Raw genomic sequence first — 13,553 nt, 5'->3', positions numbered from 1 at the left:
GACAAACGTGCCGCAATTTAGAGGCCTGTTCGGACCTGCGCAACCCAAACAAATACATCTGCGGCCTGCGACAGTCTGCCGCAGGTGCGCTGTTGACGCAGGCCCGCTTGGCCCCGGATACTCCGCGCCCTTTTCCTCGTGTGCCGAAATGGTTGCCATGCCGAAACCCAAAACCCCGCCCCGCATCGCATTCCAGGGCGTTCCGGGCGCTTATTCGCATCTGGCCTGCAAAGCGGCTCGTCCGGATTTCGAGCCGCTGCCGTGCCCGAGCTTTGAAGAAGCGTTCGAGGCCGTGCGCAGCGGCCGGGCGGAACTCGGCATGATCCCGATCGAAAACTCGCTCGCGGGCCGCGTGGCCGAAATCCACCATCTGATCCCGAGTGCAGGCCTGCATATCGTGGGCGAACATTTCCAGCGGGTGAACCACCATCTGCTGGCCCCGCGCGGCGCCACGCTTGCGACGCTGCGCACGGTGCAGAGCCATATCCAAGCGCTCGACCAGTGCCGCGAGACGACCAAGAGGCTGGGCTTGAAGCGCGTGGTGGGTGCCGACACGGCCGGTTCGGCCGCCGAAATCGCGCAGGCGAACGACCCCACGCGGGCGGCCATCGCCTCGTCGCTGGCGGGCGAAATCTACGGGCTCAAATCGCTGAAAAAAGATCTCGAGGACGTCGCGCACAACACCACGCGCTTCGTGGTGCTGTCCAAAAAGGCACAAGAGGCCGATCCCAAAAAGGGCCCGGCCGTGACCACCTTCGTATTCCGCGTCAAGAACCGCCCGGCAGCACTCTACAAGGCGATGGGCGGGTTTGCGACCAACGGCGTCAACATGACCAAGCTCGAAAGCTACATGCTGGGCGGCGTGTTCACGGCCACGCAGTTCTATGCCGACGTCGAAGGCCACCCAAGCGAAACCAATTTTGCGCACGCACTCGAAGAGCTCGGCTTCTTCTCGGATTTCGTGAAGATCATCGGCGTCTATCCCGCCCACCCGTATCGTTTCAAGGGCCGCTAGAAAAACGCGAGCTGGTCGCCCTTCTGCGGCGGCGGCTTGAACTGCGTGAGGTCTGTCGACCAATCGTTGCGGTCGAGGCTCAAGCGCGTGCGCGCTTTTTTGAAGCGCTGGTTCAGCAGGGCGGCATAAGGGCCGTTGCCCACGAAGCGCGTGCCGAATTCGGCCGAATTGAGGGCACCCCCGCGCGTGTCGCGCACCAGCGACAGCACGTGTTTCTTTTTGAGCGGGGCGTGCGCTTCGAGCCATTCGTCGAAGATTTCTTTGAGCTCCAAGGGCAGGCGCAGCAGCGTGTAGCCCGCACTCGTAGCGCCTGCATCGCGCGATGCTTCGAGGATCGCCTCAAGCTCGGCATCGTTGAGGGCCGGGATCATGGGGGCCGCCATCACACCCACTTTGCAGCCCGCATCGACGAGCGCGCGGATTGCGGCCAGGCGCTTGGCAGGCGTGGGTGCGCGCGGCTCAAGCGTGCGTGCCAAATCGCGGTCGAGCGTTGTCACCGACACGAACACGTGGGCGAGATTGCGCGCGGCCATCGGGCCGATAATGTCGCGGTCGCGCGCCACGAGATCGGATTTGGTGACGATCGAGAACGGATGCGAAAACGCCGCCAACGTCTCGAGAATGCGGCGCGTGATTTTGAGATCGCGTTCGATCGGCTGGTAGGGATCGGTGTTGGTGCCGAGTGCGATCGCCATCGGCTTGTAGCCGGGCTTGCGCAACTCGGCCGCCAACAATTCAGGCGCATCGTGCTTGGCGAATAGTTTGGTCTCGAAATCGAGCCCCGGCGACAGGCCAAGATAGGCGTGCGTGGGCCGCGCATAACAATAGACGCAGCCAAGCGTTATATCCGTCCAATTATGTTCATACTATGTAGATTGCCCTGTAAGTAAGCTGATTTATAGGTTTGAAGATGTGAACAAATATTGTGAACACTTTTTCCGTGATTTAACAGTGTCTCAAAAAACCGAGGTTGAGGCTCTGCATACTTCGGCGGCCACCTTGCCTGGAATGGTTTGGTCCGTATGGTCAAACTTATTGCAAGAATCGGATGCGATACATTCAGAAAGCATGGCACCCTGTCCCTTGAATGAACTTTCGGCCTCCCGTCTAGTTGGGCGCGCCATGGTTGATCCCATATCTCCAAGCATGATTGACGGTGTGTATGTCGACGGCCAATGAACCGGAAGACCAAGGACGTCAGCTAAAGTCAGCCATGTGGGACGCGGCGAACACTCTTCGCGGTTCCGCAGTCGATCGCACAGATTGGAAGGGCTACATCCTTCCTTTGCTGTTCTTCAAGCGCATCTCCGACGTCTGGGACGAAGAAACCGTTGCTGCTCGCGAGATTTTCGGTGATGCGGACTCGTCACTCTTTCCCGAGGTGCATCGCTTCGTGCTCCCGGACGGCTGCCACTGGAATGACATCAGGGAGGCACCCGCTAACGTCGGCGCCGCTCTGCAAAAGGCCATGCAGCAGATCGAGCGGGCCAACCCGGACACGCTCTTCCGCGTCTTCGGCTCGGCAGACTGGGGCAACAAGGAGAAGTTCTCCGACGAATTGCTGAAGGATCTGATTGAGGGGTTCTCCGAGATCGGGCTGGGCAACACGACGGTCAGCACGGACGTGCTCGGTGACGCGTACGAGTATCTGGTCGGTAAGTTTGCTGACGTCACGCGCCGAAACAAGGCGGGTGAGTTCTACACCCCGCGCAGTGTCGTGCGCATGATGGTCGAGATCCTCGACCCCAAGGAAAGCGAGAGTATCTACGATCCCGCTTGCGGAACTGGCGGCATGCTGCTTGGGGCTATCGAGCACGTTGTCCGCAAAGGCGGTGATCCACGCACCTTCTACGGCAAGATTTATGGTCAGGAGAAGAACCTGACCACGGCTGCGATCGCGCGGATGAACCTCGTTCTGCACGGGATTGAGGATTTCCAGGTGGCGCGCGAGGACACGCTGCGCAATCCGGCCTTTACGGATTCCAGCACTGGCGGACTAGCCACCTTCGACTGCGTGATCGCGAATCCGCCGTTCTCGCTCAAGGAATGGGGCCGCGATATTTGGGAGGCCGACCCTTGGGGCCGCGCCCAGTACGGCATCCCGCCCGAGAGCTATGGCGACTATGCCTTTGTCCAGCACATGATTGCGTCGATGGCGCCCGCCGGGAACAGCCGCATGGCGGTCGTCCTGCCTCAAGGTGCGCTGTTCCGGAAATCGGCCGAAGGCTCCATCCGGCAGGCTCTGCTCGAAAAGGACATGGTCGAGTCGGTCATCGGCCTAGCGTCGAACTTGTTCTACGGCACGCAACTGGCAGGCTGTGTGATGGTACTGCGCCGCAAGAAGCCCGCAGCCCGCAAGAATAAGGTCCTGATCATCGACGCTTCCAGCCTGTTCCGGAAAGGCCGGGCGCAGAACTTTCTCGACCAGGAGCACAGCGACCAGATTGTTGCTTGGCACCGCGCCTTCGAGGATGCCGAGGACCGCGCCAAGGTCGTAACACTTGACGAGATCAAGAAGGAAGGCTGGACGCTGAATATTTCGCGCTACGTCCTGCCACCCATCGGCGAGGATATCCCGCCGCTGCCCGACGCCGTAGAGGCGTTCAAGACTGCGCTCGTCGATGCCCGGGCAGCCGAGGATTATCTGCGCAAGGTGCTGACCGAAGGGGGGTGGCTGCAATGAGCATCGCCACACCAGTTTCTGTTTCAGTCGAAGGAAAGGAACTCACCGCGTTCCTGGACCAGCTATGTTGCGACAACGATGACACTTCGTTTGTCTTCAAGCTGGCAGGCGTGAACACCCGCTGGACTAGCGTTTCCGATCTTCTTTCGGACCAGCAAAAAGAACTGTTTGACAGGATTGCCTTCAGGCCGCAGCGAAGGGGTGATGGTTTCAGCCCGGGTAGCTTGAAGGCGCACTACGTGCTGGATGAGGACTTCATCAACAGCGGCTCGGCAATCGTGATTTTCTCGCTCGTCGGCACGCAATGGACACATGTGGTCCATGTACAGGGTCAGAATCTATTTGCCCCCGCTGAACGATGGCTGGAAAGCCAATAAGTATGGGCCAGATTAGCCAACGCGAACTCGAAAGCTATCTCTGGGGCGCTGCGACCCTGCTGCGTGGCCTCATCGATGCCAGCGACTACAAGCAATACATCTTCCCGCTGATGTTCTTTAAACGCCTGTCCGACGTTTGGGACGAGGATTATCAAAAAGCCCTCGATGAAACTGGGGACGCGGGCTATGCCACTGACACCGCCAACGATCGCTTCGTGATCCCCAAAGGCGCCCACTGGAGAGATGTCCGCGTCGCGCCGCGCGATGTGGGGCGCGCACTGCTGTCGGCCTTCCTCGCCATCGAGTCGGCGAATCCAGAACGCCTGCAGGGCGTCTTCGGTAATGCGAACTGGACCGATAAGGCCGAGACGCCCGACAGCACGCTGAAGAATTTGATCGAGCATTTCTCCAAGCACGACCTGACCCTTGCTGCCGTGCCAGAGGATGAGCTCGGCAATGGCTACGAATACTTGATCAAGAAATTCGCCGACGACAGCGGTCACACTGCACAGGAGTTCTACACCAACCGCACACTTGTCCATCTGATGGCGCAGATGCTGGAGCCCCAGCCCGGCGAAAGCATCTATGACCCGACCTGCGGCACCGGTGGCATGTTGATCTCATGCTTGGCCGAGGTGAAGAGGCGCGGCGGTGATATCCGCACCAACGGTCTTTATGGGCAGGAGTTGATCACCATCACCGCTGCCATCGCGCGGATGAACCTAGTCATCCATGGCGTGGACGATTTCCACATCGCCAGCGGCAACACGCTGGCAACGCCCGCCTTCGTGGAGGGCGATCGACTAAGAACTTTCGACGTGGTCCTGGCCAACCCACCCTATTCTATCAAGAAATGGAACCGGGGCGCTTGGGAGCAGGATGCCTGGGGCCGCAACTTCCTCGGCACTCCGCCGCAGGGGCGGGCGGATTACGCGTTCTTCCAGCACATCCTGTCGTCGATGGACCCGAAGACCGGGCGTTGTGCGGTCCTGTTCCCACATGGCGTGCTGTTCCGCAACGAAGAGGCCGAGATGCGGCGTAGGCTGATCGAATCCGACCGGGTCGAATGCGTACTGGGGCTGGGGCCGGGGCTGTTCTACAACTCACCGATGGAGGCCTGCGTGGTAATCTGCAGGTCGCGGAAACCGGCGGCGCGCAAGGGCCGTATCCTGTTCATCGATGCGGTGGCCGAGATTGCGCGCGAACGGGCGCAAAGCTTACTGCGCCCGGACCATCAAATGCGCATCCTGTCGGCCTATCAGGCCTTTGCCGATGATCCCGGCTTTGCCGCGGTGGCGGAGGCGACCGATGTGCTGGCGGCTGACGGCAATCTGTCGATTGCCCGCTATGTGAAGCGGCTCAAGGCTGCGGTGGCAGGTGGGGGTACCACGCTGGCGGCGACCTGGGCGGCGTTTGATGAGGAAGGGCGCGAGTTCTGGACGGGCATGGACGCGCTGGTGGACATGCTCGATGGCCTTGCGCCTTCGGAGGATTCCGATGCTTGAGCGGCCGATTTCCAAGGCGGGGTCGACACGCGTGGCCTTTGGCGACGTGGTACGCCTGTCGAAAGTGCGTGTGGCCGATCCGGAGGCCGCCGGGATCGAACGTGTGGTGGGGCTGGAGCATATCGAACCCGGAGACTTGCGCATCCGGCGCTGGGGTGACGTGGCCGATGGCACTACCTTCACCACGTTGTTCAAGCCGGGACAGGTTCTGTTCGGCAAGCGCCGTGCCTATCAGCGCAAGGTGGCGGTGGCGGATTTCGAAGGGGTTTGTTCCGGCGACATCTATGTGCTGGAACCGGCGATTGATCGGCTGATGCCCGAATTGCTGCCGTTTCTGTGTCAGACCGATGCCTTCTTCGATCATGCCGTCGGTACCTCGGCCGGGTCGCTGTCGCCGCGCACCAACTGGACCAGTCTGGCAACGTTCGAGTTCCTACTACCACCAATCCAGGAGCAGGCGCGGATGGTGGGAGCACTGATGGCAGCAAATGAGGTCCGTGATGGACTCGGTACTGTCGCCGACTCTGCTGCGTTAGCGATGCGTTCGTTCTGCAAGACACTGTTCATTGAGAAGAGAAAAGAGATTGCGCGAACGCGCATTGGGGAGGTCGCAACCGTTCGAAACGGCACAACACCCAGTCGTGAGAACCCAGACTTCTGGAACGGAAACGTTCCGTGGCTGCCGACAGGAAAGGTCAATGAACGTTACATCGAAGCGGCTACTGAGTGCATAACTGAACTCGCTCTGAGAAAATGCTCACTTCGGCTGATCCCGGCAGGTTCGACACTCGTGGCCATGATCGGCGAAGGAACAACACGCGGTAAGGCGGCGCTGCTCAGGATCGACGCCACCACCAATCAGAACTTTGCGGCGGTATCGCCTAGTGAGGGCATCGTTCCCGAGTTCCTCTTCTATCAGCTTGAATCCTGCTACGAGCCGCTACGCCATTGGAGCCACGGAACCAATCAGCATGCTTTGAATACGAAGCTAGTATCTGATTTCCCCATTTGGGTACCGCGCATCGACGAACAGAAGGAAATCGTCGCGGAGATTGCCGTGCTCGAAAACCAGCGCGTAGCGGCAGAAAGACGGCGAGATAGCTTCCAATGCTTCTACCAGAAGATTTCAGCGAAAGTGTTCGATGCGTGATGGGTATGAAGTTCAATGGCGCCAACACCGTCGAAGTCCATCTGCGCGACCTTCTCGCGGGCGCGCCCCTGGTCAATTCTGCGCGACTTAGCGCCGACGTTGTCATCGATGGCGAGTACTCCGATCTCAGAGAGCAAGTGTGATGCCGACCCGCCCGTTAATCCCTGCGGAAACACAGCGCAACCTGATGATTGAGTGCGGGCATCGGTGTTGTGCATGCGGCGAAACTGTTTCGCTAGAGAAAGCGCATATCATCCCGTGGTCGGAGACTAAAGACCATTCATTCGAGAATCTGGTCGTGCTTTGCAGCCTTTGCCATAAGCTTTCACATGATCAAAAGTGGGATGCAAAGACGCTCAAGAAGTATAAGAAAAAGCCGTGGGTGGCTCGCTATAAAGGCGTCTCGGCCGATTTCGGACCAAAAACGTTGGTAACTCTTGAGCTCGATACGACCAAGGATAACTTCGAACAAGAGAGGAATCGAGTGCTCGCAGCGATCGCGGCGGTTATCGACGCCTCGCCGAAGGACGTGCTTATCGTGTCCGTAAAGCAGGGCAGCATTCTTCTGACTGTTTCGGTTCCGGCTGATGGAGCCGACAGATTGCTGCATTCGGTGGAAACTCAATTCAAACTGCAAGCCCTGTTGGGACCCATCAAAGTGGCTGGGATTGAACCTGGCGTGGAAAGCGCATCATTCCAAGACGAACGCGCCCGTCGTATAGCCAGCTTCAATGAAGGGAACACCGTTGAAGCGCATCTGCGCGATATCCTGGCTGGTCCATCGATTTCACGTCCTCGAGAGTTTTCGCCTGGCTTGGCCCGCGCGGGTGGCAGGATTGCGGGCCTCGGCTGGCACTATATCTCCCCCGTCGACCTGCCCCGGCAGTCGCAAGAGGTACTCGTCGAAGCCCATCTTCGTGATGCACTGATCCGCCTGAACCCCGATATTGCTGCCACCCCAGGCCGGGCCGATGACGTGCTCTACCGCCTGCGCGCCATCGTCATGGGCGCGCGGTCGGACGGTCTGGTTAAGGCGAACGAGGAATTTTCTGCGTGGGCCTTGGGCGAGCGCTCAATGCCGCTCGGCGCAAATGGCGAGCACGTCACCATCCGATTGATCGATTTTGACGATATCGAGAAGAACAGTTTCATCGTCACCCAGCAGTTCACTATCCGGGCGGGCAAGACCGAAAAGCGCGCCGATCTGGTTCTTCTCGTCAACGGCATTCCTCTTGTCCTGATCGAGGCAAAGACGCCGGTGCGGTCAAGCCAGAGCTGGCTCGACGCCGCCTTGCAGGTGCATGACAACTACGAACGAAACGTGCCGGAACTGTTCGTGCCCAACGTCTTTTCGGTGGCGACCGAGGGAAAGGAGTTCCGCTATGGCTCGGTTCGGATGCCGGTCGACCTTTGGGGCCCCTGGCGAGAGGGCGACGGAGCGCAATCGCTGGGCGCGGTGGAAAAGGCCGCCACCTCGATGCTGCGACCGGCGATGGTTCTCGACATGCTCGGAAGCTTCACCGCGTTCGCGACGCAGAAGGGCAAGCTCCGCATCAAGGTAATCGCGCGCTATCAGCAGGTGGACGGCGTCAACAAGATCGTCTCGCGGGTGGTGGCGGGACAGCCGCGCAAAGGGCTGATCTGGCATTTCCAGGGTTCGGGCAAGTCGCTCTTGATGCTGTTCGCCGCGCGCAAGCTAAGGCTACATCCGGCGCTGAAGAACCCCACTGTGCTGGTGGTGGTCGACCGAATCGACCTCGATAGCCAAATCTCCGGCACCTTCTATGCCGCCGACATGCCCAACATGGTGCGCACCGAAAAACGCAAGGACCTGGCCGATCTGCTGGCTAAGGATGCGCGCAAGGTGGTGATCACCACGATTCACAAATTCGCCGAAGCCGATGGCGTGCTGAATGACCGCGACAACATCATCGTCCTGGTCGATGAGGCGCACCGAACGCAAGAAGGCGATCTCGGCCGCAGAATGCGCGAAGCGCTTCCGAACGCGTTTCTGTTCGGTCTAACCGGTACGCCGATCAACCGGGCCGACAAGAACACCTTCTACGCTTTCGGCGCCGAGACTGACGAGGGCGGCTACATGAGCCGCTATGGGCTCAACGACTCGATTCGCGACGGCGCAACAAAAGAGCTGCATTTCGAGCCGCGACTGGTAGACCTGCACATCGACCAGAAGGCCATCGAGGAAGCATACGCCGAGTTGACGCAGGGCCTGACAGACGAGGACAAAGATCGGCTGGGCAAGGCTGCTGCGAAGATGTCGATCCTGGTGAAAGCGCCCGAGCGCATCCGTGCGATCTGTGGCGATATCGCCAAGCATTTCCAGGAGAAGGTCGCCCCGAACGGTTTCGGCGCGCAGGTGGTGACCTTCGACCGCGAAAGCTGCCTGCTCTACAAGCAGGAACTCGACCGGCACCTGCCGCCCGAGGTCTCAGACGTTGTGATCTCGGTCAACAGCGGCGAGCCGCAATACGCGCCCTTTAAGCGTGATCGGGATGCCGAGGAAAAGCTATTAGACCGTTTCCGCGATCCGAAGGACCCACTCAAGATCATCATAGTGACGTCGAAGCTGTTGACCGGCTTCGACGCGCCGATCTTGCAGACGATGTACCTGGACAAGCCGCTGCGCGATCACACGCTGCTGCAGGCAATCTGCCGCACTAACCGTCCGTATGGCGAGCAGAAGACGCATGGTCTGATCGTCGACTACCTCGGCATCTTCGACGACGTGGCGCAGGCGCTGAAGTTCGACGAGGAAGGTGTGCAGAAGGCGGTGTCGAACATCGCCGAGTTGATCAACGCACTCCCTACAGCCTTACAAAAGTGCCTCGCCTATTTCGCTGGCGTGGATCGCAGCCTGACCGGATACGAGGGCCTGATCGCCGCGCAGGAGTGCATCCCGAACAACGACCTGCGCGACGCGTTCGCTGCCGACTTTGGCGTCCTGGCGCGGATTTGGGAGGCGTTGTCGCCCGATCCGGTGCTTACCCAGTTTGAGTCTGACTTTCGCTGGCTGGCACAGGTCTACGAATCACTGAAACCGTCTAGCGGCACAGGTCGGCTCCTCTGGCATCGCCTTGGCGCCAAGACCATAGAGTTGATCCACGCCAACGTCCGTGTTGATGCCGTGCGCGACGATCTCGACACGCTGGTCCTCGATGCCGGACTGCTGGAAGCTGTGCTCGAAAATCCCGATCCCGAAAAGAAGGGCAAGGAAATCTCGATAAAGCTGGCGGGCCGCTTACGGAAACACGCAGGCAATCCGAAATTCAAAGCGCTTGGCGAACGCCTGGAGGACCTCAGGAATCGGCACCAGCAGGGTCTGCTCCTTTCGATCGACTTCTTGAAGGAGCTTCTGGCTCTGGCAAAGGACGTCGTGAGGACCGAGCGCGAAACTCCCGAAGAAGAGGATATCGATCGCGGCAAGGCGGCACTGACCGCACTGTTCGAGGAGGCGCGGAACGGCGACACGCCGGTAATGGTCAAACGGGCCGTCGATGATATCGACGAGATTGTGCGCGCGGTGCGCTTCGATGGTTGGCAGGCGACACACGCTGGCGAGCGCGAGGTAAAGAAGGCGCTACGGCAGACACTCTTTCGCTACAAGCTTCATCAGGAAGCGGATCTGTTTGAGAGGGCATATGCCTATGTCAAAGAGTACTATTAAGTTTATAAAACTGGGCCCCTAAGAGCAAAATATCATAAGAATGATATCAGTGGGATTTACTGAATCCCCACTAAAGTAAATGAAGCCGTCAACCGCTGAGGATATGTATCTCGGGGCAGCATGGTTAAGCTGAGCTTTGCCTAAACAACGTCGTCCAAAAATCGAACCGCCCCAGGATTGCGACGATGACTTGGGTAGACTGGTTCAACAATCGTTGGCTACTGGAGCCTATCGGCAATATCCCGCCGGCGGAAGCCGAGGCAAGTTTCTACGCTATGCTCAGCGAGTAGAAGCGGGCGGCGTGACTTAAGCCAAATAGCCTCAGGCGATCCCGGGATGGTTCAATCGCCTTGCGTTTCAAAGGTCTGCGTCGCCAACTCGAGGGGCCTTGATCGCTTTACCATTATGCCGCTCCACAGCTCCGAACTCAAATTGGGTCTCACACCCGTCATGTGCGCATACCGGCTTCTTAAGCGTGAGTGGTCTTTGGAACCTTGTGCGATTACATTTCTTACAGATGAACTGGCTTCGGAAGGTCTTGAACTCTTCCCAGCGTGCCTTTTCATCGCCGATCGAGCCGCTGCCATAAGGCACGTCCTGAAAATGACTCCCAAAGTTTTCAATGACGCCGGTTGCAAGGCTTGAGAGGAAGCGATTGGCGACACTCGGCACCAAGGCTGGTTCCAGCTTAGCTTTCTTGAGGAAACCGCCCAGCGCTGATGCCAACTCACTACGCTCGTACGAATAGGCCTTCTCCAGTGGTCGGATTTGAACACTAACGCCAAAATCGCGGCAAATGCAGAGTAACCATTCCTCTTCGGCTTGGCGCATCTCGTTGGCCGCCGACTGCCCGGACTCCCAACGAGCCTCGATCATCGCGTCACTCACCTTATGATCTGCGAATCTCGGCCCGGCTGGGTCGGTGCCGATAATACGGGTGAAATGCCAGGCCTTATCTTCAAGTTGATCCTTCAAGTAGAGAAAGAATCTCTCGTCATGGGTAGTGATTAGAACTTGGCAGTCGCCGAACATAGTGGCAATCAGCCCAGAAATGTTGCGGCGATGATCGGCATCGTAAGAGGTGACAATGTCGTCGAGCGCGATGATGGGCGCATTCGCGTTGAACTGCTTGATCGCCGCCATACGCAGCGCCAACGCCACTGAATGGATCTGGGAGTCGCTTAAATAGCCGCCCGGCTGTACACCGGTCCGATTCGCAGCAAAATCAATCAGCAGATTGAGGCGCTGCTGATTTCCATCCTCTTCTCCCGGAAGCTCAAGCCGGATCGGCTTGGCATCCGCGCCCTGAATGATCTTGTATATGTCATTCATTGGCTTCTGAAGTTTTTCAAGCAGTGCCTGCACTTTCTTTCGGATCTCCGCCGAGATCGTTGTCGTTTGCGCCATGAGCGCATCAGACAACTTCCCCATTTCCTTGCTTATCTGCAGCGCGAGATTCCGTTCGCCCTCCAGCTCCCTTAGACGATCGACCTGTGCTTTGGCCCTGATATAGGTGTGATCCCCTTGTTTAGCCTCAATGTCGGAAATCTCTTTATCGACAGCTATCAGTAGCTTGGAGATCGAGGCTGCGATTTCGATCGAGGCTAACGCAGCGTTTTTCGGCCAACCGACGATGCCTGACTGATACGCAACCAATTCGGTTCTGAGCGGCGCATCCACATCTCCAAGCAAACCAATCAACCCACGAAGCGACGCCACTACTTGTGTATGGGCCTTTAGTGCCAGAATCTTAGCATCGTCGCGCGCCTTCTTGGCAGTTGCATAATCGGCTAGCTGCTCAAGGTGTTTTGCAACGTGGTTGCGAATCGCTTCTGCGCTGCCGGCCTCCGTATTCGCAATCGGTGTTGTACAAACCGGACAGGCATCTAATATCGGCGCGTCCTCGGCAAAAAGCGGCTCAGCGGCTTTCCACAGAGCCTGAAACACGGTCCCGGCTGCTTTGTCACGCTCTTCGCCTTCCTTGACTTCAGCAGCAGTGAGTGTCGCGACGGCGGTATCGAAGCTCGGAACTGCGCCACTGACGACTGTTTCACCGCTATCGCTGTCAGTTTTAGCCAGCCACAAGTCGGCAGCCGCGTTTCGGATTTGCCGCAGGCCGGCGAGCCCAACCTTGTTCTCCTCCGCTTTGGCGCGCGCCTCTAGTTCGATATAGGCTGGATTAGATACATCAAAGGATGTGAGGACTAGAGCCGAGTCAAGTGGCGCAAGAATCGCCGTATTGATATGGGAAACAACTGCGGCTGCGTCCCAAGTTTTAATCGCCTGGTTGGTCTCCTTGGCAAGCTGGACATCGATGCGCCTGAACTCCGTCTTATCTTCGGCCTCAGACTTAATCTGCGTGCGAAGCAGCCTTAGGTTCTTTTGTACTTCTACCAGCGGGCCAAGTTGCAACCAATTTGCGACATCCGTGTAACGCTGCTCCGGCGTATGTTCTTCTACAAAAGAACGGAGAGAATGACCGCGAATAATGGGCGGAACCGCAAAACAAGCATTGATCGTAGTTGCAACATCAGGAATCGGACGTTTCGTACCTGCTGCAGGGCGACTACCGCTCGAGACCTTCTTACCTGAAACTACGCTGATCGCCACGGTCGGTGTGATCTTTGCTTTCTCGGCAAGATTATGCGCAAGGGCATTCGGACCGGCTTGATTGTTAACCGCGCGCTGCCCTAGTTTTTCAAGCGTTCCATCTTTGGAAAGTATGAACTCAAGCGCATCAATGAAGCTCGATTTACCGCTGCCATTTGGCGCGAAGATAGCAAGACATCGCTTTTTGCTGAAATCGAAGGTCTTCGGCTGGAGGTAAGCCCGGAACCCAGTCAGACTCAACGACTGTAAAAAAAACGGATCAGCCATCGACAACCCCAACCTTCGGCGAGTTCGCCCGCGCGGTGGCGAGCTTTACAATGGCGTCCTTCGCTTGGGCCACGGCGTTTTGTGCTGGAGCAGCTTTTAGAATGTTCGCGACAAGAACAGCCGCTAGATCGGCATCAACGCCTTCTTTTTCCTTTAGACTATTTCCGAGAGCGGCAAGGAAGGCATCAGGTGTTTCCTGCGGCTTTTCTTCATCAGCCATGATCGATACGCCCCTTATTCCCGCTTTTGACTACGCCCGCC

The 13,553-nt window shown here is 58.1% G+C and carries 8 protein-coding genes and 1 pseudogene; 6 read left to right on the top strand and 3 right to left on the bottom strand.

The features are described from left to right. Nucleotides 1-148 precede the first annotated feature (148 nt). Entirely contained in the window at nucleotides 149-1,015 is an 867-nt protein-coding gene (locus tag O9320_16075; protein MCZ8312364.1) for a prephenate dehydratase, read from the top strand. Here O9320_16075 and O9320_16070 read toward each other — a convergent pair. Further along, nucleotides 1,012-1,851 (bottom strand): annotated as a pseudogene (locus O9320_16070) (PA0069 family radical SAM protein). The gene O9320_16075 and the pseudogene O9320_16070 sit on opposite strands and share 4 nt — an antisense overlap. Before the next feature lie 326 nt (nucleotides 1,852-2,177). Here O9320_16070 and O9320_16065 point away from each other — a divergent pair. The 5 genes from O9320_16065 to O9320_16045 all read left to right on the top strand — a co-directional run bounded on the left by O9320_16065 (nucleotide 2,178) and on the right by O9320_16045 (nucleotide 10,415). After that, entirely contained in the window at nucleotides 2,178-3,698 is a 1,521-nt protein-coding gene (locus O9320_16065) for a class I SAM-dependent DNA methyltransferase (protein MCZ8312363.1), read from the top strand. After that, nucleotides 3,695-4,075, top strand: a complete 381-nt coding sequence (locus O9320_16060) for a hypothetical protein (protein ID MCZ8312362.1) — start codon at nucleotides 3,695-3,697, stop codon at nucleotides 4,073-4,075. Before O9320_16065 ends, O9320_16060 begins: the two co-directional genes overlap by 4 nt. Before the next feature lie 2 nt (nucleotides 4,076-4,077). Further along, nucleotides 4,078-5,580, top strand: a complete 1,503-nt coding sequence (locus O9320_16055) for a class I SAM-dependent DNA methyltransferase (protein MCZ8312361.1) — start codon at nucleotides 4,078-4,080, stop codon at nucleotides 5,578-5,580. Further along, nucleotides 5,573-6,730, top strand: coding sequence for a restriction endonuclease subunit S (locus O9320_16050; GenBank protein MCZ8312360.1), 1,158 nt, complete (start codon nucleotides 5,573-5,575; stop codon nucleotides 6,728-6,730). Before O9320_16055 ends, O9320_16050 begins: the two co-directional genes overlap by 8 nt. A 142-nt stretch (nucleotides 6,731-6,872) precedes the next feature. Continuing rightward, nucleotides 6,873-10,415 carry an HsdR family type I site-specific deoxyribonuclease gene (locus O9320_16045; GenBank protein MCZ8312359.1) on the top strand — a complete coding sequence of 1,181 codons (3,543 nt, stop codon included), beginning with the start codon at nucleotides 6,873-6,875 and terminating at the stop codon, nucleotides 10,413-10,415. 357 nt (nucleotides 10,416-10,772) lie between these two features. On the opposite strand, the gene O9320_16040 is transcribed toward O9320_16045, so the two are convergent. Continuing rightward, nucleotides 10,773-13,292, bottom strand: a complete 2,520-nt coding sequence (locus O9320_16040; GenBank protein MCZ8312358.1) for an AAA family ATPase — start codon at nucleotides 13,290-13,292, stop codon at nucleotides 10,773-10,775. Next, complete coding sequence (locus O9320_16035) at nucleotides 13,285-13,512, bottom strand: hypothetical protein (protein MCZ8312357.1); 228 nt, start codon at nucleotides 13,510-13,512, stop codon at nucleotides 13,285-13,287. Before O9320_16035 ends, O9320_16040 begins: the two co-directional genes overlap by 8 nt. Nucleotides 13,513-13,553 lie beyond the last annotated feature (41 nt).

Source organism: Magnetospirillum sp., from assembly GCA_027532905.1.
Lineage (GTDB): Bacteria > Pseudomonadota > Alphaproteobacteria > CACIAM-22H2 > CACIAM-22H2 > Tagaea.
This window is presented reverse-complemented; position numbering and strand designations above follow the sequence as displayed.